This window comes from Proteiniphilum sp. UBA1028 (assembly GCF_002316955.1).
GTDB lineage: Bacteria > Bacteroidota > Bacteroidia > Bacteroidales > Dysgonomonadaceae > Proteiniphilum.
Genome location: NZ_DCEN01000031.1, coordinates 7,903 through 30,800, shown reverse-complemented (window position 1 = coordinate 30,800; position 22,898 = coordinate 7,903). Strand labels below are relative to the sequence as shown.

22 protein-coding genes and 1 pseudogene are annotated in these 22,898 nt (G+C 45.6%); 4 read left to right on the top strand and 19 right to left on the bottom strand.

Annotation, left to right across the window (positions count from 1 at the left end):
- Nucleotides 1-58 precede the first annotated feature (58 nt).
- The 8 genes from B3Z75_RS04185 to B3Z75_RS04150 form a co-directional block, all read right to left on the bottom strand.
- Nucleotides 59-535, bottom strand: coding sequence for a GAF domain-containing protein (locus B3Z75_RS04185; RefSeq protein ID WP_294068078.1), 477 nt, complete (start codon nucleotides 533-535; stop codon nucleotides 59-61).
- Nucleotides 536-603: 68 nt separating this feature from the next.
- Nucleotides 604-1,284 carry an OmpA family protein gene (locus tag B3Z75_RS04180; RefSeq protein WP_294068076.1) on the bottom strand — a complete coding sequence of 227 codons (681 nt, stop codon included), beginning with the start codon at nucleotides 1,282-1,284 and terminating at the stop codon, nucleotides 604-606.
- 60 nt (nucleotides 1,285-1,344) lie between these two features.
- Nucleotides 1,345-1,668, bottom strand: a complete 324-nt coding sequence (locus B3Z75_RS04175) for a hypothetical protein (RefSeq protein ID WP_294068074.1) — start codon at nucleotides 1,666-1,668, stop codon at nucleotides 1,345-1,347.
- Nucleotides 1,669-1,940: 272 nt separating this feature from the next.
- Nucleotides 1,941-3,932 (bottom strand): membrane protein insertase YidC, encoded by a 1,992-nt coding sequence (yidC, locus tag B3Z75_RS04170; protein ID WP_294068072.1) that lies wholly within the window; start codon nucleotides 3,930-3,932, stop codon nucleotides 1,941-1,943.
- A 41-nt stretch (nucleotides 3,933-3,973) separates the two neighbouring features.
- Entirely contained in the window at nucleotides 3,974-5,596 is a 1,623-nt protein-coding gene (locus B3Z75_RS04165) for a CTP synthase (protein ID WP_294068070.1), read from the bottom strand.
- Nucleotides 5,597-5,784: 188 nt separating this feature from the next.
- Nucleotides 5,785-6,456, bottom strand: coding sequence for a cell division ATP-binding protein FtsE (locus B3Z75_RS04160; RefSeq protein WP_294068209.1), 672 nt, complete (start codon nucleotides 6,454-6,456; stop codon nucleotides 5,785-5,787).
- The gene (locus B3Z75_RS04155; protein ID WP_294068068.1) at nucleotides 6,456-6,923 is read right to left on the bottom strand and encodes a DUF4870 domain-containing protein; all 468 of its coding nucleotides are present in this window, start codon (nucleotides 6,921-6,923) and stop codon (nucleotides 6,456-6,458) included. The genes B3Z75_RS04160 and B3Z75_RS04155 overlap by 1 nt, the downstream gene beginning before the upstream one ends.
- 178 nt (nucleotides 6,924-7,101) lie before the next feature.
- Entirely contained in the window at nucleotides 7,102-7,509 is a 408-nt protein-coding gene (locus tag B3Z75_RS04150; protein ID WP_294068066.1) for a VanZ family protein, read from the bottom strand.
- A gap of 165 nt (nucleotides 7,510-7,674) precedes the next feature.
- Here B3Z75_RS04150 and B3Z75_RS04145 point away from each other — a divergent pair, with 165 nt between their 5' ends.
- The 3 genes from B3Z75_RS04145 to B3Z75_RS04135 all read left to right on the top strand — a co-directional run bounded on the left by B3Z75_RS04145 (nucleotide 7,675) and on the right by B3Z75_RS04135 (nucleotide 11,023).
- Nucleotides 7,675-9,387: a S41 family peptidase gene (locus tag B3Z75_RS04145; RefSeq protein ID WP_294068064.1), complete on the top strand. Its 1,713-nt coding sequence runs from the start codon at nucleotides 7,675-7,677 to the stop codon at nucleotides 9,385-9,387.
- 99 nt (nucleotides 9,388-9,486) lie between these two features.
- Entirely contained in the window at nucleotides 9,487-10,548 is a 1,062-nt protein-coding gene (locus B3Z75_RS04140) for a CapA family protein (protein ID WP_294068062.1), read from the top strand.
- Between the two features lie 10 nt (nucleotides 10,549-10,558).
- Nucleotides 10,559-11,023 carry an MgtC/SapB family protein gene (locus tag B3Z75_RS04135; protein WP_294068060.1) on the top strand — a complete coding sequence of 155 codons (465 nt, stop codon included), beginning with the start codon at nucleotides 10,559-10,561 and terminating at the stop codon, nucleotides 11,021-11,023.
- A 39-nt stretch (nucleotides 11,024-11,062) separates the two neighbouring features.
- Here the strand turns inward: B3Z75_RS04135 and B3Z75_RS04130 are convergent, their stop codons facing one another.
- The 7 genes from B3Z75_RS04130 to B3Z75_RS04100 all read right to left on the bottom strand — a co-directional run bounded on the left by B3Z75_RS04130 (nucleotide 11,063) and on the right by B3Z75_RS04100 (nucleotide 19,305).
- Entirely contained in the window at nucleotides 11,063-11,878 is an 816-nt protein-coding gene (locus B3Z75_RS04130) for an N-acetylmuramoyl-L-alanine amidase-like domain-containing protein (RefSeq protein WP_294068058.1), read from the bottom strand.
- Between the two features lie 51 nt (nucleotides 11,879-11,929).
- A complete protein-coding gene (locus B3Z75_RS04125) occupies nucleotides 11,930-12,595 on the bottom strand; it encodes a hypothetical protein (protein WP_294068056.1) in 666 nt (221 codons plus the stop codon).
- Between the two features lie 145 nt (nucleotides 12,596-12,740).
- Entirely contained in the window at nucleotides 12,741-13,811 is a 1,071-nt protein-coding gene (gene aroC, locus B3Z75_RS04120; protein ID WP_294068054.1) for a chorismate synthase, read from the bottom strand.
- A 49-nt stretch (nucleotides 13,812-13,860) separates the two neighbouring features.
- Nucleotides 13,861-14,445 carry an FKBP-type peptidyl-prolyl cis-trans isomerase gene (locus B3Z75_RS04115; protein WP_294068052.1) on the bottom strand — a complete coding sequence of 195 codons (585 nt, stop codon included), beginning with the start codon at nucleotides 14,443-14,445 and terminating at the stop codon, nucleotides 13,861-13,863.
- A gap of 66 nt (nucleotides 14,446-14,511) precedes the next feature.
- A complete protein-coding gene (locus tag B3Z75_RS04110) occupies nucleotides 14,512-15,684 on the bottom strand; it encodes a MalY/PatB family protein (RefSeq protein ID WP_294068050.1) in 1,173 nt (390 codons plus the stop codon).
- A 62-nt stretch (nucleotides 15,685-15,746) separates the two neighbouring features.
- The gene (locus B3Z75_RS04105) at nucleotides 15,747-16,589 is read right to left on the bottom strand and encodes a DUF3316 domain-containing protein (protein ID WP_294068048.1); all 843 of its coding nucleotides are present in this window, start codon (nucleotides 16,587-16,589) and stop codon (nucleotides 15,747-15,749) included.
- 16 nt (nucleotides 16,590-16,605) lie between these two features.
- Complete coding sequence (locus tag B3Z75_RS04100) at nucleotides 16,606-19,305, bottom strand: DNA gyrase/topoisomerase IV subunit A (protein WP_294068046.1); 2,700 nt, start codon at nucleotides 19,303-19,305, stop codon at nucleotides 16,606-16,608.
- Between the two features lie 367 nt (nucleotides 19,306-19,672).
- On the opposite strand from B3Z75_RS04100, the gene B3Z75_RS04095 reads away from it, so the two are divergent.
- Nucleotides 19,673-20,587 (top strand): M48 family metallopeptidase, encoded by a 915-nt coding sequence (locus B3Z75_RS04095; RefSeq protein WP_294068044.1) that lies wholly within the window; start codon nucleotides 19,673-19,675, stop codon nucleotides 20,585-20,587.
- Between the two features lie 69 nt (nucleotides 20,588-20,656).
- Here the strand turns inward: B3Z75_RS04095 and B3Z75_RS04090 are convergent, their stop codons facing one another.
- From B3Z75_RS04090 to B3Z75_RS04075, 4 genes and pseudogenes are all read right to left on the bottom strand, one after another.
- Nucleotides 20,657-21,112: a DUF4293 domain-containing protein gene (locus B3Z75_RS04090; protein ID WP_294068042.1), complete on the bottom strand. Its 456-nt coding sequence runs from the start codon at nucleotides 21,110-21,112 to the stop codon at nucleotides 20,657-20,659.
- A 4-nt stretch (nucleotides 21,113-21,116) separates the two neighbouring features.
- Nucleotides 21,117-21,449, bottom strand: coding sequence for a DNA-directed RNA polymerase subunit omega (locus tag B3Z75_RS04085; protein ID WP_294068040.1), 333 nt, complete (start codon nucleotides 21,447-21,449; stop codon nucleotides 21,117-21,119).
- A 27-nt stretch (nucleotides 21,450-21,476) separates the two neighbouring features.
- Nucleotides 21,477-22,292: an outer membrane protein assembly factor BamD gene (locus B3Z75_RS04080; RefSeq protein ID WP_294068038.1), complete on the bottom strand. Its 816-nt coding sequence runs from the start codon at nucleotides 22,290-22,292 to the stop codon at nucleotides 21,477-21,479.
- 81 nt (nucleotides 22,293-22,373) lie between these two features.
- Nucleotides 22,374-22,898, bottom strand: a pseudogene (locus B3Z75_RS04075) (GH3 family domain-containing protein); the annotation flags it as partial.

Genomic DNA, 22,898 nt, shown 5'->3' with positions numbered 1-22,898 from the left:
ACATCTCGATTTGCGGCTACAAAGATAGTACTTTGTTTTTTGATTTCAAAATATCAAACTAAAAATTCAACAAAGAAACAATCTTTTCCAGATAAAGGGCATCGGTTTCGTCAAAACTGTTCAACATGTCGCTGTCCACATCCAGAACTGCCTTTACTATCCCATTCTTCAGCACAGGAACCACAATCTCGGATTTTGACAGGGAACTGCAGGCTATATGTCCAGGAAATTGATTTACATCCGGAACAATCAGGGTCTTTTTCTCTTTCCACGATGTACCGCAGACACCTTTGCCATAAGAGATGCGCGTACAGGCCACAGGCCCCTGAAAAGGGCCCAGAACCAGCTTGTCATCCACCACTCTGTAAAATCCGACCCAAAAAAAGCCAAAAGTGTCTTTCAGGGCAGCTGTCAGGTTGGCCATGTTGGCAATCTGATCGGGTTCATCATCCGTCAACGCGTTCAATTGCGGAATCAATGAACTGTATTTCTCAGCTTTTGCCCCCTCTTTCAAAACATACAAATTTTCTGCCATTTTCCGATAAATTTAAAAAAAATCGCGCTACCCTAAGCAGCGCGATTCTGTAATAAAAAGATTGTCGTTTATCGAGCCTGCTCCTTAGCATCCTGAATCATCTTTGCATTGGGCAGGATGAATACCTCAACACGGCGGTTTTGTGCTCTTCCGGCAGCAGTGCTATTGTCGGCCACCGGCTGCGTGGAACCAAACCCGTCGGAGGTCATGCGGCTTCCGGAAACACCTTTTGTCAACAGATAGTTATACACCGATTCGGCACGACGTTGCGACAATGGGTTGTTAATGGCGTCACTGCCGGTGCTGTCGGTATGTCCGTAAATACTTACATCGGTATCGGGGTTATTCAACAGAGATGTGGCAAATTTGTCGAGAGATGTGCGGGAAGCAGTGTTCAGCGTGCTTGAGTTGGTTGCAAAGAGAATGCCGGATTCAAAAGTAACTTTGATGGCCTGGCCCTCGTTTACTTTTTCCACCTGTGCACCTTCAATCTGTTCCAGCTCAGCAGCCTGTTTATCCATTTTGTTTCCAATGATTGCTCCGGCAGTACCACCCAGAATGGCACCTATACCGGCTCCGATAGCTGCTCCTTTTCCACCGCCAGCAATGGCACCTACTCCGGCACCCACAGCTGCTCCAGCACCGGCGCCAATTCCTCCCCCCTTAACTGTACGGCTGGCTCCACAGCCCGAAAGTATCAACGATCCTCCCAACAACGTAATGGTTAGTAATTTTGAAAATTGTTTCATAGTTAGTTATGTTTTTGAATGAATGATCTTATTAATTGGCCGGCAAGCTTTGCATTCTCCTCAATCGAACAGGTTGAGGGTATCGCAGTATGCAAGTTCTCCGGAAACGATGGCTTCTATTTGTTCGTCGGTATAATCTCTGATAGCATCTCTACGGGCATTTTTATAAATGTATTCCAGTAGTTCGTCTTCGTCAATTTCAATCTCTGCGTCGTCATTTTCGTCCAGAAATCCTTTATCTTCGTAGAACTCGTAGATCAAATCAACAATGTAATTGATTTCATCGTCAGAAAACTCTCCTTGCATATCGTCCGGTAAGTGATCCTGAATAAATCGTAGAGAATCATCCTCATCATACTCGAGTACTTTATTTTCTTTGCTCATATCAATGTATTTAACCAATAAAGAAATCATCTATCGTTTGTAAAACAAATATCGAAAAAATATGTTCACCTTTTCCATTTTCTCCTTCTTTTTTTCGGCGATATGGGGCTTTTATCTACATAGAATGCTCATATCCGTATTCACGGAAAAGGAATCGCGTTATTTGTACGCAAAATAGTCTCCAAAAAATCACACAAGAAAAGGATACAAAAAAACCGGGAAATCTAAACCGATCCTCCCGGGTTTTTTCTGATTGGCTTTATCCAACTTAATTATTTACGGTAGTTGCGTTTTGCGTTTGCTTTTGCCTGTTCACGAGCTTGTTTTTCCTGCAGTTTCTGTGCTTCTTCCAGACGGGCCATGAATCCTGATTTCTTTTTTGGCCTTTTCTTGTTTTCCTCCAGCTGTGCCAGAATCTTATCTTCGTTGATAAACTGTTTCATCAGAAACGTATGCACAATGGTAAACAAAGTAGAAAGAAAATAGTAGTAGTTCAACCCAGAAGGGTAACTATTCAAAAAGAAAAACATAAACACCGACATGAATATCGGCATATGCTTCATGCCCGGCAGCGTCTGTTGTCCGGTATCGACAGAGGACATGTTATATTTTGTATAGATCACGTTGACCACAGTCATCAGCAGACAAAAAATGCTGATGTGATTCCCGAGGAAACGAGTGATAAGCGGAATATTACCACTCCAGGAGATAAGCGAATCATAGGTTGACAAGTCATCCGCCCAGAGGAAACTTTGTTGTCGAAGTTCAATCGCCGACGGGAAAAAGAAAAAGAGAGCCAACAATACCGGCATTTGAATAAGCATGGGAAGGCACCCACTCATGGGGCTTACTCCCACTTTGTTGTATAGCTCCATGGTAGCTTGCTGACGTTTCATCATTGCATCCTGCTCCTTGCCCGGATATTTTTTTTCAATTTCATGAATCTGGGGACGCAATACACGCATCTTGGCCGATGAGAGAAACGACTTATAGGTAAGTGGAGAAATGATAAGCTTCACCATCAGCGTAAGAATGAGAATGATCAACCCCATACTCCATCCTTGCGACTGGAAAAAATTGAATACAGGTATCACAAACCATTTATTCACCCAACTTAACCACCGGTATCCCAGATAAACCACCTCCTCAAGCTTGAGTTTCCCGGAGCTGTCCACGACCTCTTTGTCATACGCTTTCAACGTGTTGTAATGAACAGGTCCGAAATAGTACTTGAATCCGGCAGAAATAAGATCGCTGTCAGCACTCACTTCACCCGGCACCCATACTTCGGCTTTGTAATCTTTCGTGTAATTTTCGTCCTTTAATACTTCAGAGGTAAGGATGGTATTGCTGAAAGGCCGCTCCCCGATGACGATGGCAGAGAAGTATTGATCTTTAAAGGCAAACCATTTCAACGGCTCAGAAAGCTCTTTCCGGTCGTTCCTCGATTCGCTCATTTTCTGTACATCCTGACGATCATATTTGTAATGTATCCGCGAGAAGCGTTCTTCAAACTGACGTCCCTTTTCCTGCTGACGTACTTTTTGTTCCCAGTTCATCCTGAAATTGGTCAGGCTTTCCGGATGAAGGCCATTTCTCATTCCCACCACACGCACGTCGAAGTCCATCATGTACTCATCGGCAGGCAGCGTATATACAAAATCGATATACTGTTGCGGCGAATGTTGCAGACGCATGACAACTGATTTTCCGTCGGCGCTACGGATAGGGGTAAAATATTCCTGCTCTGTCGATAAACGGACGCTATTACGACTAAATAGCTCCATGTTAAATCGTGACTCATTTTCTTCAAACAGATAGAGACTGTCTTCGGTGTACCGGAGATAATCTTTCATCTGTACGGATTGGATACTTCCGCCCAACGTATTTAATACGATGCGCACTTTTTCATTTTCCAACACCACTTTCTCTACCGGCGCAGATTTTGAAAATGCAGCAGCTGCTGAATCGGGTAACATAGCTGCGGCAGCTGTTACACTGTCGGGCATAACTGATTGCGCCGACTGTCCTGCACTGAAAAAATCGGCAACGTTGCTTCCTTGATCCAGCAACGCCTTGCTACTATTTTCGGAAGGTGCCTGGGAAGACAGCTCTTTGGTTGCACGGGATGCTTCTACCTGCGCGATGGAATCGCGCCGTCGTTGTTCCAATTCGATCTGCTCCCTGCTGGGACGGTTGTATATGGTAAAGCCAATGATTATAGCGGTGATCAGAAGCAATCCTGTAATTGTATTTTTATCCATTTCTTATTTGTTGCAGCCTCTGCTGCCAGTGATTAACGCATTTATTTATTTTTTCTCTCTTCCCTCGTGTGGGCCGCAGCCTCCATAAAACTCATAAACAGCGGGTTGGGTGAAATTACCGTGCTGTTATATTCCGGATGAAACTGCGTGCCCAGGTACCAACGAAGCGTTGGTACTTCCACCACCTCCACCAGGTCTGAATCCGGATTGATCCCGGTACATTTCATGCCGGCAGCTTCGAACTGCTCTTTGTACCTGTTATTGAATTCATAACGGTGGCGGTGACGCTCCTGAATTTTAGCCTTACCATACGCTTTGTATGCCAGAGATCCTTTTTTCAGTGTACAGCCGTACGCTCCCAGCCGCATGGTGGCTCCCATGTTGGTGATGTGCTTTTGTTCTTCCATCAGATCGATGACATTGTATGCTGCTTTGGGATCCATCTCTGTGGAGTTTGCATCGTTCAGGCCCATTACCGAACGGGCATATTCGATGACCATACACTGCATTCCAAGGCAAATGCCAAACGTGGGAACATCGTTTTCACGTGCAAATTTCAGTGAGATAAACTTTCCTTCTATCCCGCGTTGTCCAAATCCCGGTGCCACCACAATACCGTCGGCATTTCCCAGTATTTCTGCCACGTTTTCTTCTGTAATCTTCTCAGAGTGGCATACATCCAAAACCAGTTTACGGTCGTTGTATATGGCTGCCTGAGAAAGGGACTCGTTGATCGATTTATACGCATCGGGTAGTTCCGCATACTTACCGACAAGCTTTATGCGTACCTCTTTCTTTGCATCTTTTCGCTTCTGCAGGAATGCATTCCATCTTTCCAGATCGGCTCCCTCCCCCAGCGGCATGTTCATCTTACGTAGCACCACCTCATCCATACCCTGCTTCTGCATCATAACAGGTACTTCGTAAATGGTGGACACGTCAATGGATTGCATCACTGCTCCTTGTTCCACATTGCAAAAAAGGGCAACCTTGTCGAGAATCTCCTTGTTAAGCTTGCGATCGGTCCGCAAAACAAGCATATCCGGCTGTATACCAAGAGACTGCAACTCCTTCACGGAATGCTGTGTCGGTTTGGTCTTTACTTCTCCTGCAGCAGCAATATAGGGAACATAAGTAAGATGCAAACAAAAGCAGTTCTTCCCCAACTCCCATCGAAGCTGTCGAACAGCCTCCAGAAATGGGGTAGATTCAATATCTCCAACGGTTCCTCCAATTTCGGTAATTACGAAATCGAATTTGTTCTTCACACCAAGTGATTTTACATTCCGTTTGATCTCATCGGTGATGTGCGGTATCACCTGAACCGTTTTTCCCAGATAATCTCCTCGACGTTCCTTCTGAATAACATTCTGATAAACACGTCCGGTGGTGATATTGTTATTTTTGGTGGTTTGGATGTTCAAAAAACGTTCATAATGTCCCAAATCCAGGTCGGCTTCGTGCCCGTCCACCGTCACGTAACACTCACCGTGTTCGTAAGGGTTGAGAGTACCCGGATCGACATTGATATAGGGATCAAACTTTTGGATAGTTACCTTATATCCCCTTGCCTGCAGCAATTTGCCAAGTGAAGAAGCGATGATTCCTTTGCCTAAAGAAGAAACAACACCGCCTGTAACAAAAATATACTTTGTATCAGCCACGATCGTGAAGTGTTATTGCGATAATTTTTTCAAAGCTGCAAAGGTACAAAGAAGAATCAGAAAACGGAAATCGGGAAGCAGTTTTCGACTGCCTGCGGTTTAGTTTTCAGCAACAGGCTGTCCCTCCACATTGCCTCCGGACCTCCTCTTGTAAGACAATTGAAGTCTCCATGCGGCGTGTGATCCGCTCACACTGCCTGTAACCCCATGTTTTCGCAACGCATGATCTTTCCAGGAAAAGCCTGCACAATGGAATAATTGTGTGTAGACATGATGACTGCCGTACCTCTCCCCGCAATATCCTGCAGCAGGGAGACGATCTGGCTTCCGGTCTCCGGGTCAAGATTACCAGTGGGCTCATCGGCCAGAATAAGCGACGGGGAGTTGAGCAACGCGCGGGCAATGACTACACGCTGCTGCTCACCTCCAGACAACTCGTGTGGCATTTTGTATGTTTTATGCTGCATACCCACCTGTACGAGTACCTCGTTGATGCGGTCCTTGATCTCTCTTTTGTTCTTCCATCCGGTGGCCCTGAGTACAAATTCCAGATTTTTCTCTACTGTTCGGTCAATCAATAGCTGAAAATCCTGAAATACAATGCCTATTTTTCTGCGCAGGTAAGGGACGAGTTTGCGCTTGATGGAAGCGAGCTCATAATCGAACACACGGGCGCTCCCCTCCGCGATGGGGAGTTCCGCATACATGCTCTTCATGAGGGTGCTCTTTCCCGAGCCTACCTTACCGATGATGTAGAGAAAATCGCCCCGGTTGACCGTGAGGTTCACATTACGCAAAATAATGTTTTCATCGCGGTTCAACTGTACGTTTGCATAATTAACTAACTGCTCCTGAACCATCATTTAATGAATTGAATCGTAAACGGATATTTCCAGTATTCACCGTTGTTTGCTTTCACCGAAGCCAAAATTACAAAAACAACATAGACAATACCAATCACAACTGCCAAAGGAATGCCGATCACAGTAATCGCCAATACAGCTGCATAAATTGCAAAGCTGATCATGAAATTAAGAATGTTTTTGCCATGCAGGTCTACCTTTTCGTTGGTTTCTTTGTTGGCGATCCACATAAGAATGGGTACAACAAAGCCTGCCAGAGGAATGACGATGCCTGCAAACTGGCTGAGATGCATCAGCATAAGATAGGTGTTTTCAGCCATTCCAAACAGGGGCTTCCTCGCGGAGCCGCTGTATGAGCTACCTTCATCGTTCAGGATTTTCGCTTTTTCACGCTGGTACTCCTCTTCGGAAATACTTCCTTTTTCCCGTAATTCATCGAGAATCTTTAAATCTTCGTATTTCATATTTTCAGGATTTAAAAGTGTTTATAACGAGTTGTGAAAAAAATCAAAATTGCAAAATACCCGCATCATGACCCGGTTGTAGAAAAATCATCTATGCTGCTAATATAAAGGAAAGCGCAATGACTCAGCAGATATCGATTATCGTGACTGTTTTTTACGTTTTTTTTATAGATTGGCCTCACAAAGATATATTATTTCTTGAATATCGCCGTTTTCTAAAGAGAATAATTATTGTTACGGTAGCAATCAACGAACCGGAGATGTCGGCAATCCAGTCACCCCACTCTGCACTACGTGTTGCGAAGAAATATTTCTGTAGCAGTTCGATACAACCACCATAAAGTACGGGAACAAAAAAGCCCCAGAATATCCAGCGAAAAGCAGAAGGGGTTCCTTTATGCAGCCGATAATAGTCGATCAACGAAACCAGGGAAAGGATAAAAAACATTCCAAAGTGCACCAGTTTATCCCACGGAATCCCCTCGGGCATACCGGGCAACTGAGAAGGCGATATGATACATGTGGCAATGAAAATGACGAACCCTGTAAGCAATGGAAGGAATGTATAGCGGAGCACAATCTTCATAAGCGAATGATTTATGGTGGGTGATTGCAAAGATAGCAGGGATTTATAAACATATAACTAAAAGATCGATTCAATTTCACAAAAAATTTGTTTCTTTGTCTGAAAAAGGTACGGAAGCGATATTAACCGCTTTTAATGATAAAACATAGGTATCCGGAGAAAAATATGAGGAAAAGTATTCTTTTAATGCTGGCAGCATTTGCTGTAATGCAGCTTGTGGCACAAACATCTGCCGAGAATAAAAATCAGCGTTATTACGACATCAATAAAAACATCGATATATTTAATTCTGTTCTTCGGGAACTGGATCTGTTTTATGTAGATAGCATCGAAGTAAATAACCTTGTGCAGGGAACCATCAACAACATGCTCACCCGGCTCGATCCTTATACCGAATACTATGCAGAAGAGAATATGGGCGATCTGCAATTTATCACCACGGGCGAATATGCCGGTATTGGCGCCATCATTTCTTACAACAACGGACGTGTAATCATCAACGAACCCTACGAAGGGTTGCCGGCCGATAAAGCAGGGTTAAAGGCCGGTGATGCAATCCTGGATATCGATGGCGAAGACATGCGTAAAGCCTCCGTGAAACAGGTAAGCGACAAATTAAAAGGCACGCCGGGTACCAAGCTGAAGCTGACGATACAACGACCCGGAGAAAAGAAACAACAAACACTCACCATTGAACGCGAAAAGATAGAAATGGATCCAATTACCTATGCAGGAATGGTGAGCAAGGAAACCGGCTACTTTCATTACGGGAGCTTCACGGCCAACAGTGCAGAGAGGGTGAAAGAGACCGTCTCTGAACTCAAGCAGAAAGGAGCTACTTCACTGATCATCGATCTTCGCGGCAATGGCGGGGGCATTCTCGATGAGGCAGTGAACGTAGTGAACCTGTTTGTACCCAAAGGCGAGGAAATTGTGTACACCAAAGGAAAAGTAAAACAATGGGACAGATCCTACCACACCCAGAATCAGCCATTGGATGAAATCATCCCCATTGTCGTGTTAATTGACACTGGCTCCGCTTCCGCTTCAGAGATTGTGGCAGGAGGCCTGCAGGACCTTGACCGTGCCGTCATCGTGGGTAATCGTTCTTTTGGCAAGGGACTGGTACAAACACCTCGCGACCTGCCCTATGGTGGAAACATCAAAATTACCACCTCCAAGTATTACATCCCCAGCGGACGGTGTATTCAGGCACTTGATTATTCACACCGCAATCCCGACGGAAGCGTAGCCCGTGTACCCGACTCACTCACCAGTGTATTTAAAACAAGAAACGGCAGAGAAGTACGAGACGGAGGGGGCATCACGCCCGACATCACCGTCCCGCAGAAGAACGGTGGTACCATTACCTATTACCTGATGGCGGAAAACATCATCTTTGATTTTGTAACCGAGTGGATGCAGTCGGACCGGAAAATAGACTCCCCGGAAAAATTTCACTTATCGGATGCCGATTATGATGCATTCCGGGAATTTGTGAAAACGAAGGACTTCAAGTACGATCAACTGAGCGAACGCTCGCTGGAGCAACTGAAAAATATGATGGAGTTTGAAGGGTATATGGATGTTGCATCTGCAGAGTTTAAAGCTTTGGAAGAGAAGCTGCATCCTGATCTGGATCGTGATCTGGAATTATTCAATGAAGATATCAGAAAGATGATTGAGTCGGAAATTGTACAGCGCCGTTATTACAAAAAGGGAGTACTCATTCATCAACTTTCCGACGATAAAGTGTTCGATAAAGCTTTAGAAGTACTGAGTAATCCCGATTTGTACCGTATCCTTCTTCAACCCAAGCCGGCAAATATTCCTCCTGCAAAAGAGATAAAGGAAAAACTTAAAAATCAATACTCATAAAAGGAGGTATTAATCGGTCGTTCAGAGGGCTTTGGGTCTTGGGGCTGAATTTTGGAGATTGGGATGAATGGTTCACTCTCCGGAATTAAGGTTTTAAGAATGAAAGCATTTACAACGATATTTTTTACCTTTTGTCTGCTTCTGCAAACTACATCACAGGAGAGTCGTGTTTCCCTGCTTTTTGCCGGTGATGCAATGCAGCACCTTCCGCAGGTGCAGGGTGCAAGAAACGATGACGGCAGCTATTCGTACGACTCCTGCTTTTATTGGGTGAAAGACCGCATTTCGGCAGCCACTCTGGCAGGCCTAAACTTTGAAACAACTCTCGGAGAGGTTCCCTATACCGGCTATCCGCTCTTCAGCTCGCCCGATGCTTTTGCCTTTGGCCTGAAAGATGCCGGTTTTGATATTTTCTTTATGGCCAATAACCATGCTTTTGACCGGGGTAGTAAAGGGCTGGAGCGAACGATTGACCTGTTGGATTCCATTGGCATCAAACACACAGGCACTTTCAAAACGGAAGCAGCACGTGCCTTACATTATCCGCTGATAATCATCAAAAAAGGGATTCGCATTGCATTTTTAAACTACACATACGATACAAACGGACTGGTTGTAAAGGAGCCCAACAGGGTGAATATGGCCGACACGAATCTCATTAAACAAGATCTCCGCCACACACAACTATACAAGCCGGACATCATTATTGCCCAAATGCATTGGGGAGAGGAATACCTCACGACTCCTTCGATCAGGCAGAAAAGCCTGGGTGATTTTTTGTTGCGCAATGGCGTGCGCATCATCATCGGGCACCACCCGCATGTGGTACAGCCTGTTGTGGTGGAAAAAGGTGAAGACGGTATTCACAATGTGGTCTACTACTCATTGGGAAACTTTGTTTCCAACCAGCAACGCAGGCATACTGACGGGGGAATGCTTGCGGAAATTGTAATCAGCAGAAAAGAGGCTGATTCGCCGGTTGTCATCGAATCGTGCGATTATTCACTTGTCTGGGTTCAAAAGCTGCGACGTCACGGGAAGGTCGATTTCAGGCTCATTCCGTCCCAGGAGGAGGACAGACCTTCAATGAACGAAGAAGATAAACAAAAGATGAATAACTTTGTTCTGGATGTTGAGAGAATAGTTCAGCAGGGTTTATAATATCATATCAATGGAATTGATCGATTTTACCATACGCATACTGGCCGCCACAGCGGCTGGAGGAGCTTTGGGACTGGAACGTGAGTCGAATAACAAAAGTGCCGGTTTACGCACCCACACGCTGGTTTCGCTCAGTGCCTGCATATTTGCACTTATCTCGCTCAGGGTGGTTGAAAACACCGGAACGGGAGACCCCACACGCGTTTTGGGACAGATTGTCACCGGGATCGGGTTTCTGGGTGCAGGAGTGATTCTGCACAGGGGAGCAAACGTGCAGGGGCTGACTACGGCAGCCACCATCTGGAGCAGTGCAGCATTGGGCTGTCTGGCCGCATTTGGATTTTACTGGGAGCTGGCTGCTGCCACAGTTTTGATAATCTTCGTCAATACCGCTTTTAAAAAGGCCGACCTGTGGTTCCTAAAAGATCGGGAAAAGAAAAAAAATTCCGACAAAGATAATGATTTTCTCGAATAGGACAGCCAGTTCATCAAAACAATACAGGGAACAGTCTGTTTACATGATTTCGGCAACCAAAATACCGGTGCACGACTTCTGTCCCCCGCAATAGTCGCTGAGTGTATGTTCGTCCACAATCACCTTGTTCCAGGCACTGGAAGCATGGATAAAGGTCAGTTTATCCTCTTTTTTATAAGCAAACCCTACGTGCGAAATATCCAATCCTTCAATATTGGTGGTAAAACAGATCAATGACATGTGAGGAATCAATGGTGCAGCATGTGCAATTTTTATTTTGGGAAGATAGGCAAAGCCTCCTCTCCGGTTGATTTCCATCTCCACTGCCACTATCTCCTGCAACATAACATCATCAGTCTTCAGGTGTTTGTAGGCAGCTCTGTGAGCAGACATATAATTGATCGTTTTCTCTTCCATGACTCCTCCCAACCCCACAGATATATTATGAACCCTTTCGTTTCGTTCATTCTCGTACACCCAGTCAGATGTGTAATGAAGCCGCGAAGCATATCCGTCGGTCACACCGTCACGGTAACGAATCTTTTGCAGTTCGGCTAGATAGGTTTCGAAGGAGGTATTTTCCATCTGCACTGAGCGGACAAGTGCGATCACCGTTTCCACGAATGTGGTACAATCGAATTCCCGTAGATTCACCACCAACGTTTCCCCATCCTTTATCTCAAGTGTATTGGCTACATAGGGCTTTCCAAGAAAAAAAGTCGCCGTTTTTTCCAGCAGGACATCTCCGGAGTGATTTTTAAAAGGTTCGATGTAGGAGAGATATTGATTGAAAATTTGCCTGTCTTCGAAGGTAAAATACGCTTTTGGCTGCGCAGAGATCAGTCCGGCAGCCAAAAACATACATATTATAACGGGGATTGACTTATTTTGATTTTGCACGGGCTATCACCTATTGTTCATTTTTACTCTTTTCTCCTGCTCTTTGCGTATTTTCTTGTTTTGTTTGTCTATTTTTTTGTTTTCGCTCCCCCATTGTTTCATCCACTTCTTTTCTCGTTTGGCAATTTCTTTATTGCGCTTTTCAATCTCTTTGTTAATTCTCTTCATCTCCCTGTAAGATAGAGGATTAAGAAAAATCAATTTATCGTTTAGAAACACACGGTCACGGCGTGCAATGGCTGGGTTCCTGCTGCGTCCGTAATCGACATAGATGTCTCTCCAATAACGGCTTTTGTTGCTCATCATTGCTTTCATGCGGTGAAATTCAGCAGATCCCGGCTTGATGCCATACCGCTGAGCTATCACTCCCCATCCGTTTCCACTTAGATTATCCTGGTAAATTCCGATCAAATCTCTCACGGGAACATCGAGAAAGTTGCTTATTTCCAGTCCCAGCGCAACATTGCCCCAGTTGAAGTCAAAACCGCCGAAAAGCTGAACTAGTGTGTTGCGGGGAACACCATAGTGATTTTCATACAACACAATCACCTCATCATCGGCATAACGATCGGCGTAACTCCCGATAATTCTTGAAAACTGCTGGTAATCAGATTGTGCAAACATCACAATGGAAAACAGCATCAACAAAATTGCAGTAATTAGCTTTTTCATATTCTTTCTTTCAGTTTAATTTTTCTTATTGCTTTGATAGATGGAAAGAAAAATGGTTTAAAAGGAAATCACAAAGCACCCTGAGTCTGGATTTATTTTATTGTCACTGCGAAGAAGTTGTAAAAACAGAGTTTCCAGACCGAAGTTACGTCTGTTTCGTTTTTGCCAGCAAATAGTAATCCATTATGGTCATGGCAGCCATGGCCTCCACAATGGGCACGGCACGCGGTAACACACAAGGGTCATGTCTGCCTCGGGCTTTCAGGGGAATATCCTTGCCATGAATATCAACCGAGCGTTGTTCGGTAAGGATGGTGGAGACTGGTTTAAATGCCACCCGGAAATAAATATCCTGACCGTTGGAAATACCGGCCTGAATACCGCCGGAATTATTGGTACGGGTGCTAACAATACCGTGATCGTTATAAAAAGAGTCATTCACCTCCGAGCCGCGGCCGGTGACATTGAATCCCATCCCGTACTCAAAGCCTTTGACAGCGTTAATGCTTAACATGGCCGAACCCAGGGAGGCGTGTAATTTCCCGAAGACGGGCTCACCCAGGCCTACGGGTGTACCTTTGATGACGCAAGTGATGATGCCGCCGATGGTATCTCCCTGATAGCGGACCTCATTAATAAGTTTGATCATCCGTTCCGCCACTTCAGGGTCAGGACAGCGCACCATGTTGTCTTCCGTGCGCGAGAGGTCGTACTTCCTGTAGTCGTTCTCCAACGCAATTTCTCCTACCTGAGAGGTGTATGCTGTAATGCCAATCTGAAACTGACGAAGCCAAAGCTTGGCCACCGCACCGGCTACGATGCGGGCGATGGTTTCCCGCGCGGATGAACGGCCCCCGCCGCGGTGATCGCGTATTCCATATTTCTGCTGATAGGTAAAATCGGCATGCGACGGACGAAATACCTCCTTCAGGTTATCGTAATCTGAGGATTGTTGATTTTCATTTCTCACCATAAATCCGATGGGTGTACCGGTAGTTTTTCCCTCAAATACCCCTGAGAGTATCTCTACCTTATCGGATTCTTTCCGGGGAGTGGTAATGCGAGATTGTCCCGGGCGTCTTCTATCCAGCTCCGCCTGAATAAAATCCATATCCAGCACCAATCCAGGGGGGCAGCCGTCAATCACGCCACCGACAGCAGCGCCGTGCGATTCACCGAATGAGGTCAATCTGTATATCGTCCCAAATGTATTCATATGTACGTTCCCGTTCCGGGTATTCCGGCGAATAAAACAACTTTTTTATTTAACAGCTACATCCTGATCCGCAGCCACAGGATCCATCATCCTCGCTATCTCCGCCACATGAGGAGCCACAACCGCCAGAGCCACAACCGCAGCCACCTCCACTAAACAAAGCGGCAATTTCTTCGGCCGAGGCGTCGCGAACACCCATTACCGTGCCCTCGAAATGCATGGTCTCACCTGCCAGCGGATGGTTGAAATCCATGGTCACCTGTTCTTCTCCAATAGAGACCACCGAGCCCATCAATCGATTTCCGGATGAATCCATCATGGGCAACGTGTTGCCCTCGAAGAGCATCTCCTCGTCAATCTTTCCGTCGACCTCAAAAATATTTTTGGGGAGCTCTATGATTTTGTTTTCGTCATAATCTCCATAGGCCTCTTCCGGCGTAAGCTGAAAAGAGAACGCATCCCCTTCCGAAAGACCGTCGATCTGTTTTTCAAATGCTTCGAGCATGGAGTTGGTACCAAAGATAAAAGCCAGTGGTCTCTCGGCAGTCGCCTGTTCCATCAATTCGCGTTCTTCGCCTTCGCCCACATTTAAATCATAGGTAAGCGTGACATATTTGTTGTCGGAAATTTTCATTGTCTATTGTGTTTTATATATATATGATTGATCTTATCCATTGAAACAATCTTCCATGACCGATGTTTACCCGTTCACGGCATTTTTTAGATTATTAAGAGCTTTCTCCAGTACCCGTCGTGACGTGCCCACATTGAGCCGCATAAAGCCCTCACCTCCTTCGCCAAAGATCGTGCCATCGTTCAGGGCCAGTTGCGCCTTCTTCACAAAGAGACTGACCAGCTCGGGTTGAGAAAGGCACAAAGCCCTGCAATCGAGCCATACCAAAAAAGAAGCTTCCGGCAAGATGGCTTTGATCTGAGGAATATTTTCCTTCAGGTAATTCTGTACAAAGTCAACATTGCCCTGCACATAATCGTTCATTTGATCAAGCCATTCTTCCCCTTCTTCGTAAGCTGCGGCCGTGGCAGTATAGGCAAAAATAGTTCCCTGCGACAGTTCACGCGGTTCCAGGTAGCCAAGATATTTTTCCCTGATCTTTTTATCGGGAATTACCGCAAAGGAGCTGACTATCCCGGCAATATTGAATGACTTGCTGGGAGCCATCAGCGTCAGGCTTATCTCTTCCGCTTTTTGTGATACGGTGGCAAAAGGTGTGTGCCTGAAGCCGGATAAAGTCATGTCTGCGTGAATTTCGTCCGAGATTACCACCATCCCGTTGTCGTAACAGATTTCAGCCAGTTCTCGAAGCTCATGGCTGTTCCACACCCTTCCTCCGGGATTGTGAGGATTACACAAAATGAACATCTTGCATGCATGTTGAGAGACGATGTTCCGTAAGCTGTCAAAATCCATCCGGTACCGGCCATCTTCCAGAATCAGTGGATTATTGATCACATTCCGGTTCAAAGCCTCCGGCACCAAACGAAACGGGTGATAAACAGGTGGTTGAATAACAATGTTATCTCCCTTTTCAGTGAAGACGTCGATGGCAAATGCAATGCCTTTCACCACACCCGGCACAAAGTTTACCTGTTCTTTTTGTACCTCCCAGCCGTGACGTTTTTGCAGCCACCGGATGATGGAGTTTATATAGTTTTCGGGGGGGATTGTGTAACCGAAAATGCCGTGCTCCACCCGTTTTTGCAGTGCCTCTATGATGGGTGGGGGTGACCTGAAATCAGTATCGGCCACCCATAAGGGTATCAGACCGTCTTCGCCGTACAGCTGTTTGAGTCTGTCCAGTTTCACACTGTCGGTATGGGACCGATCGACAACCTCATCAAAATTATATTTCATGTTTCGTGAATATTTTACGAAAGAGTGTGGAACGAAAATTCGTTTTTAAACTATGATTCAATTTAATAATAGCTGCTCTTCAGCATCTCATTATGCCTTACTTTCCGGCCTCCGAAATTCAGCGATTCAAAGGCCAGTCCCAACAAAAACTGATGATTCACAATCTTCGTGGAGAGTTCGTTTACATCTGTCTGGTAATAATCTCCGAGATAGCCTGCACGCAATGTAATTCTATTCAGGGGAACATCTACTGTGAAATAGTTTCGCAGCGCCAGCTGGTTGTGGAAGGAGCCAAGGTGCACAGTACCCTTGTTATTCCCCAGAGTAAAGATTTCGTAGTACGAATGTCCGTACTCCGGAGAAAAAAACAGACCAACAAAAGGAGTAGACAGTTGCCAGCGCAGGGTGCCCCAACGAAAACTACAGAGTGCCATTGCAGAGAGGTTGAGGTTGGTGGATACTTTCAGTGATCCCGGATTGTTGGAGTTCCGCACATTGTAAATTCCCCCCAGGGAAGCTTCCCATCCGGGGCCCCCCAATAATTTAAAACGGGATGTTTGTATGAGGGGATAAAAGCTGGTCAGGTAATACCTTATGTCACCGTAATATTCCGATGCCGAAGCGGTAGGATTCTCGGTGATGCCTACCTGTATTTGAAATTGCTGCTGCAACAACAGCTCACCAGCAAAATAAGGAGACCGTTTCAGTCGGTCGTGCATCAGCGTCATGCTCATGCCGCTATATGTGAGCGGCGAAAGATAACTGTCGGATAAATAGGCTTTGCCGATGCCGAACAAGGTGGAATGATTCACCGTGTTCTCCTGCCTTAACAGAAGATGCTCCTGTGAAAACAAACCGCAAAAAAAACTGATCCATACAATTATCAAAGCCACTGTTCGTCTCATGCGATTGTTTTATTTGTTAATCGAATAATTTCATCTGGCCTATTATTTCGTCCCGCAAATCGGCATCGGACAGTGTGCTCTCCCCATTTTCTTCGTCTATTTCCACTTTCATTGTCTCCTGTGGCTCCGGATCTGGTTCTGGGAATCGCAGAGGTTCAAGTTCTTCCACTGTTTTCACTTCGTAGTTCGATATCCGTTTTCCTTTGGCCTTGTAGCTCTTTACGGTGATAAACTCCTCCACGTCGATCTCCAGCGGTTCGCGGAAATCATCATTTCCGCCAAAGACTACTTTTACTCGAGGATAGACCACGTCTGTGAGTAAAAACAATTGAGAAGCAGAATTTTCGCCAAGAAAATTCAACGCCTTCTCCGTGGCTTCGAATGTGAATCGTTTCAGGTAAGCATATCCCTGATCGGCATCGAACAGTGCAGCAGACCATACTTTTCCTTCGTCGAACTTTTCAATACGAAGAATATCGGATGGAAAATGGTTGGTCAGGTCGAAATTGCAAATACGATAATCGCCGCTTCGGGTAGCGACCAGAATCATATCATCGCCCTGAAACTCGCCGAGATATTTTCCTCCCCCCTCGTAGTTGAGACGCAGTACATCAGGGTCGAACCACACCTTGCGCCCACCCAGCGTGGACAGCCCCTTGTGCTTCAACTGAATGCGGTGCACATCAGCTTTGGTCAGGATGTTGCCCATTGCGCCACGCCCCTTAATTGCTATTTCACTAAAATCTTTTTCAAACTGCAGAATCCGCAAGCGAGGTTTAGGCTTCAGAATTACTTTGATGGTTTCGGCTTCGCCGTTGGGGTTCGCACTGAAATATGCAATACGTGATCCCGTTTTTTCTTTGGTCAGGTCGTATTCTTTGTCACGCGTAACACCGGTTACAGAGAAACGTTTGATATAATGGGGCCCCGTCTTGCCATCGCGATACACTACGTTGTAGATGGTACGTTTGTCGTTCTTCTTAAACACATTCGCGTAGAGTATTCCCTTGCCAACAAACATCTTCTCGCTGACCTTCACCACCTTATATTTACCGTCCTTAAAAAAGACGATGACTTCGTCGATATCGGAACAATTGCACACAAACTCATCCTTCTTCATGCCAGTACCGATGAATCCTTCTTCCCGGTTCACATAAAGCTTTTCGTTGGCTTCGGCCACCTTGACTGCTTCGATATTTTCAAAACTGCGTATTTCCGTTCTTCTGGGATAATTCTTTCCATACCGCTCTTTCAACATCAAATACCAGGAGATGGTATAATCCACCAGATTGTTGAGATGGTGATTGATCTCTTCAATCTCCTCATAGAGTTTTGCAATGATCTCGTTAGCCTTGTCGGAATTAAACTTGAGAATACGCGCCATTTTAATCTCCATTAATCTGACGAGGTCCTCCCGTGTGATCTCCCTGATAAAGCCGGATTTGAACGGTTCCAGCCTTTTATCAATGTGAGCAAGGGCAATATCCATGTTGCCCGCATTTTCAAACTCTCTGTCCTTGTAAATCCGTTCTTCGATAAAGATTTTTTCGAGGGAAGCAAACAGGAGCGCTTCCTGCTTTTCGCTCCGTTCTATCTCCAGTTCAAGGCGCAGGCTCTCTTTTGTAGTATCTACGGATACCCGCATCACATCGCTCACAGTTAGAAAGTGCGGCTTATTGTCATCAATGACGCAACAGTTGGGAGAGATGCTGATCTCACAGTCGGTGAAAGCATAAAGGGCATCAATGGTTTTGTCGGATGATACCCCCGGGGCAAGCTGCACTTGTATCTCCACGTTTTGCGCAGTGATATCGTCTACTTTTCTGATCTTAATTTTTCCCTTGTCGTTTGCTTTCAGGATAGAATCTACCACGCTTGCGGTCGTCCTTCCGAAGGGAATATCTTTGATTACAAGAGTTTTATTATCCAGCTTCGAGATGGTTGAGCGCACTTTCACCGAACCGCCACGTTCACCGTCGTTGTATTTTTCCACATCAATGTAGCCGCCCGTTTGAAAATCGGGATACAACTTGAACGATTTCCCTTCGAGGTAAGCTATGGCAGCATCACACAGCTCGTTAAAGTTGTGTGGCAGTATCTTGGAAGACAAGCCCACGGCGATGCCTTCCGCTCCCTGTGCCAGAAGCAGCGGGAACTTGGCAGGAAGGGTCACCGGCTCCTTGTTTCTGCCGTCGTACGAGGGCTTCCATTCGGTGGTTTTAGGGTTAAACAGCACTTCGATAGCAAACTTTGTCAGACGGGCCTCAATGTACCGTGGCGCTGCAGCTCCATCACCGGTAAGAATATTTCCCCAGTTACCTTGCGTGTCAACCAGCAAATCTTTTTGCCCTAGTTGCACCAGTGCATCGCCAATAGAAGCGTCACCATGCGGATGGTACTGCATGGTGTTTCCAATGATGTTCGCGACTTTGTTGTAACGGCCGTCATCCATTCGCTTCATAGCGTGCAGGATGCGACGCTGAACGGGTTTCAAACCGTCGGAGATGTGCGGCACGGCACGTTCCAGAATTACATAGGAAGCATAGTCCAAAAACCAGTTTTGGTACATCTTGGAAAGATTGAGCGTACTGTCGCCGCCCAGTTTTACGGGTATCTTTGGATTGGTCCCCGGCTTGTAAGACAAATCAGTTTCCTCCTCCTCACCCAATCTTCTCTCTTCCGTTATTTCGTCGTCGTTAATTTGATCTGAAGACATACTTCTATTTACTATACAAATGCTACGTCGACGGCTTTGGAAACCGAAGTCGTATACTTCTTGCTATAGGATGTTTCTGTTTAATAAAAATTCGTTCAAAGATAGGAAATTTGAGGGTTAATACAAAAAGTTTTTTCCGGTACATCCTACCGGCTCGGCAAATCTACCCTCCGGGGAAGAAAACCACAAATGTTACCCGTTTGAAGAAGTAGCCGTGTAAAAAGAAAAAAAAATGCAGGAATTAAACTACTTTTGCAGTAAACTGTTTAAAAGACAAGATGGTTTCTGGAAGATCCCCGGGAAACATTATTAGCAGAAAACGCTGGATAAAAATAACAAGAACATTGATCATAAATAAAAAAAGTCTATGAAGAAAGTAAATTCAACTCAAGCGGCTAAAACTCCGTTTATGCTGCTTTTAACGACACTCCTGCTCGCGTCGTGCGGAAGTGTTCCGTTTACGGGAAGAAAGCAATTGCAACTTGTGTCGAATCAGGAGGTCATCGCATTGAGTTTGCAACAGTATCAGGATTTCATTCGTACGGCTCCCGTGGAAAAGGGTACAGCGAATGCCCAGATGGTTGGTCGCGTCGGCTCTCGCATCGCCAATGCGGTGAAAACCTTTTACACCAACAACGGATACGCATCGGAATTGGAAAACTTTTCATGGGAATTCAATCTGGTGAAAGACAACAGTGTCAATGCTTTCGCCATGCCGGGAGGCAAGGTTGTCATCTACACAGGATTGCTGCCGGTCACCCAGACTGAAGAAGCTTTGGCGGTGGTTGTAGGCCACGAAATTGCTCATGTGATTGCCCAGCACTCCGGAGAAAGACTCAGCCAGCAAGTAGCACTTCAGTACGGAGGAGCCGTTGCAGGTGGGCTGTTGGGCAACTCTCAGGTTGCACAGCAGTTGGGGCAAACCGTTTTTGGTCTTGGCGCACAGTATGGTGTAATGATGCCTTATGCACGCAAGCAAGAGTATGAAGCGGATGAGATTGGACTAATCATCATGGCTATTGCGGGATATAACCCACAGGTGGCCGTCTCTTTCTGGACCAGGATGGCTCAGAGCGGGGCAGGTGCGCAGGTACCCGAATTTCTCAGCACACACCCCTCAGACAGCAAGCGCATTGCAAAAATTGAACAGATCATGCCAAACGTGATGCAATACTACAAAGGGTCAAACATTCAGAACCAGACAACAGCTCCTATCAAGATAAAAGCCGACGTACCCGTCGAAACGAAAAAGGCCAACACATCTAAAGAGTGGACTTTCTGAGAACAAAAAAAGCAAAAGCGGTGTTCCTTTACGAAAAACACCGCTTTTGTTATTTATTTTCTACTATTTTTACTTTCTCAATCGATGTAGAGATCTTATCAAAGCCTCGTCGGCACCTATTTTACGTATGGCAAGAACTGTAAGTATGAGGGCGATCACAGGCATAATAATGCCCACACCCACCTTCTGAAACACCAGGGTCTCCACTGGAAACAGTTTGTAAAAGACAAAGCCAAAATAAAGGTAAAAACCGACTATCAGCACAACGTTGAAAATCGACAGGCGAATCTGCAGCATCCTCTGTTTATAGAGGAAGACCGTGATCAGAGACAAGATCGAACTCGACATGCTCACCGCGAACAACCCCCAGGTAGAATCATTGAGAACGTCGTTCAGATAGATGCCCATCGCTTCAAAAACCACCTTGTCGCCATTATATACAAAAAATGCCAATGGCGTTACCGATGCCAAAAGCATCGCTGCGGCCGCCAACAGCAAAAAAAGCGTCTGAATCCGTTGCAACATGATCTCAGAAGAGTTCTTTTTCCCTGGAAGGATTGCGATAATATATCTCCTCTTCTTTCCATTCTTCGATGGCCAGGAGGGAGGGCTTGGGAAGCTTCTCGAAGAAACGGGAGATCTCAATCTGTTCGTGGTTTTCAAATACCTCTTCAAGATTGTCGCTGTAGGAGGCAAACTCCTGCAGCTTGGCATCAAGATCCTGTTTCATTTCCAGGGACATCTGGTTGGCACGTTTGCTGATAATCCGCACCATTTCGTATACATTTCCAACAGGTTCGGCTAATTTCATCACATCCTGTGTTTCCGTGTTGGAGCTGGCAGCAATTTTTCTATAATCCATTGTACTATATCAATTATTTTCAGTTATTCAATTTGTGGGCAGCACATCTATTTTTCCCTGCGCTTCCTTGTAATACCCTTTTGCTTCGGCGCTATACTTCCCCTCCGGGAAAGTGTTGGTGTAATTGAAATATTCGTCAAGCACCATGCGATAACGTTCCGGCTGGGTAAGCAGCGTACTTCGCTGAGCATACTCATAACGAGCCCTGAGAATGGTGATCTGGTAATCTTCCAGATACTTCGAATAGGGATAGCTTTTTATTGCTTCACGAGCCGTTATTACAGCCGACTCGTAATTGTTTCCCATATAATTTCCAAGGTCGAGATAGAGTTGAGCGGCCAGAAGCTCTTTATAAGCCAGCTTTTCCTGCAATTCAAACAGGTAATTTTTGGCTTGTTCGCCTCTCTCGGTCTGCGGGTAACGTTCAATATATTTTTGAAACTCTGCAATAGCACGGTAGGTTTTGGACTGATCCAGACGGGCATCGGGCGAGTCCAGATACATGCCGTAAGCAGAATAAAACAATGCCGGCTCGGCATATTCCCCCTTTGGATACGTATTATAATAAGTGGTGAACACCTCCGTGGCAGAGTAATAATCTCTTGAATTGTAATGGCTCTGAGCCAGCAAATACAAAGATTCCTCCGCTTGGGCTGTCCCCTTCATGAAGGTCACCAGTTCTTCGAGGAGTGTTATGGACCGATTGTATTTTCCCTCTTCAAAATATTTTTTCGCATAGGTGTATTTCAAGTCTCTGTCGGTACTTTTCAATATTTTGTTGTACTCATTACAGGAAACCAGCACCAAAGCGAGCAGCAAAAAACAGACAGGTTTTATTCTCATTTCGTTACAACTCGGTTTAAGCGTGCAAATTTACAGAATCTTTCTCATTTTACGGCCAGAGTTTTCTCTTTTTATTCAATTTTAGGATTTTGAGCCCATATATTGCAATATACTTTCTACATATCTACGATCATTCGACAACTTTGGCACCTTATTCTGACCACCTGCTCTCTCCCTGTATTTCATCCAGTCATAGAACACCCCCTTTTCCAGTACCCTTACAATGGGGAGCCCCAAGGAGAGATTGTAGGAACGTTTTGCTTCGTAGTCGGAGTTCAGCTTTTTGAGACTCTCGTCGAGCACCGTCGTAAATACGGTTATGTCTTTCGGTGGAATTTCGAATTCGACGAACCATTCATGGGCACCGTTGTTTTTATCTCCAAAATAAACCGGCGCAACGGTATATTCGTTGATTTTAGCCTGGGTACGGCGACAAGCTTCGTCGATGGCCCGGTCGGCATTGTCCACAATCAGCTCTTCCCCAAAGGCATTGATAAACTGTCGGGTGCGTCCGGTCAACTTAAACAGGTAGGGGTCGGTGGAGGTGAACTCAATGGTATCGCCTATTTTGTAACGCCACAACCCGCCACTTGTGCTGATCACCAC

Excerpts from the sequence above, each read along its gene's own strand:
- B3Z75_RS04185 (WP_294068078.1), bottom strand. The coding sequence starts at position 535 with ATGGCAGAAAATTTGTATGTTTTGAAAGAGGGGGCAAAAGCTGAGAAA.
- B3Z75_RS04180 (WP_294068076.1), bottom strand. The coding sequence starts at position 1,284 with ATGAAACAATTTTCAAAATTACTAACCATTACGTTGTTGGGAGGATCG.
- B3Z75_RS04175 (WP_294068074.1), bottom strand. The coding sequence starts at position 1,668 with ATGAGCAAAGAAAATAAAGTACTCGAGTATGATGAGGATGATTCTCTA.
- yidC (WP_294068072.1), bottom strand. The coding sequence starts at position 3,932 with ATGGATAAAAATACAATTACAGGATTGCTTCTGATCACCGCTATAATC.
- B3Z75_RS04160 (WP_294068209.1), bottom strand. The coding sequence starts at position 6,456 with ATGGTTCAGGAGCAGTTAGTTAATTATGCAAACGTACAGTTGAACCGC.
- B3Z75_RS04155 (WP_294068068.1), bottom strand. The coding sequence starts at position 6,923 with ATGAAATACGAAGATTTAAAGATTCTCGATGAATTACGGGAAAAAGGA.
- B3Z75_RS04150 (WP_294068066.1), bottom strand. The coding sequence starts at position 7,509 with ATGAAGATTGTGCTCCGCTATACATTCCTTCCATTGCTTACAGGGTTC.
- B3Z75_RS04145 (WP_294068064.1), top strand. The coding sequence starts at position 7,675 with ATGAGGAAAAGTATTCTTTTAATGCTGGCAGCATTTGCTGTAATGCAG.
- B3Z75_RS04140 (WP_294068062.1), top strand. The coding sequence starts at position 9,487 with ATGAAAGCATTTACAACGATATTTTTTACCTTTTGTCTGCTTCTGCAA.
- B3Z75_RS04135 (WP_294068060.1), top strand. The coding sequence starts at position 10,559 with ATGGAATTGATCGATTTTACCATACGCATACTGGCCGCCACAGCGGCT.
- B3Z75_RS04125 (WP_294068056.1), bottom strand. The coding sequence starts at position 12,595 with ATGAAAAAGCTAATTACTGCAATTTTGTTGATGCTGTTTTCCATTGTG.
- aroC (WP_294068054.1), bottom strand. The coding sequence starts at position 13,811 with ATGAATACATTTGGGACGATATACAGATTGACCTCATTCGGTGAATCG.
- B3Z75_RS04115 (WP_294068052.1), bottom strand. The coding sequence starts at position 14,445 with ATGAAAATTTCCGACAACAAATATGTCACGCTTACCTATGATTTAAAT.
- B3Z75_RS04110 (WP_294068050.1), bottom strand. The coding sequence starts at position 15,684 with ATGAAATATAATTTTGATGAGGTTGTCGATCGGTCCCATACCGACAGT.
- B3Z75_RS04105 (WP_294068048.1), bottom strand. The coding sequence starts at position 16,589 with ATGAGACGAACAGTGGCTTTGATAATTGTATGGATCAGTTTTTTTTGC.
- B3Z75_RS04100 (WP_294068046.1), bottom strand. The coding sequence starts at position 19,305 with ATGTCTTCAGATCAAATTAACGACGACGAAATAACGGAAGAGAGAAGA.
- B3Z75_RS04095 (WP_294068044.1), top strand. The coding sequence starts at position 19,673 with ATGAAGAAAGTAAATTCAACTCAAGCGGCTAAAACTCCGTTTATGCTG.
- B3Z75_RS04090 (WP_294068042.1), bottom strand. The coding sequence starts at position 21,112 with ATGTTGCAACGGATTCAGACGCTTTTTTTGCTGTTGGCGGCCGCAGCG.
- B3Z75_RS04085 (WP_294068040.1), bottom strand. The coding sequence starts at position 21,449 with ATGGATTATAGAAAAATTGCTGCCAGCTCCAACACGGAAACACAGGAT.
- B3Z75_RS04080 (WP_294068038.1), bottom strand. The coding sequence starts at position 22,292 with ATGAGAATAAAACCTGTCTGTTTTTTGCTGCTCGCTTTGGTGCTGGTT.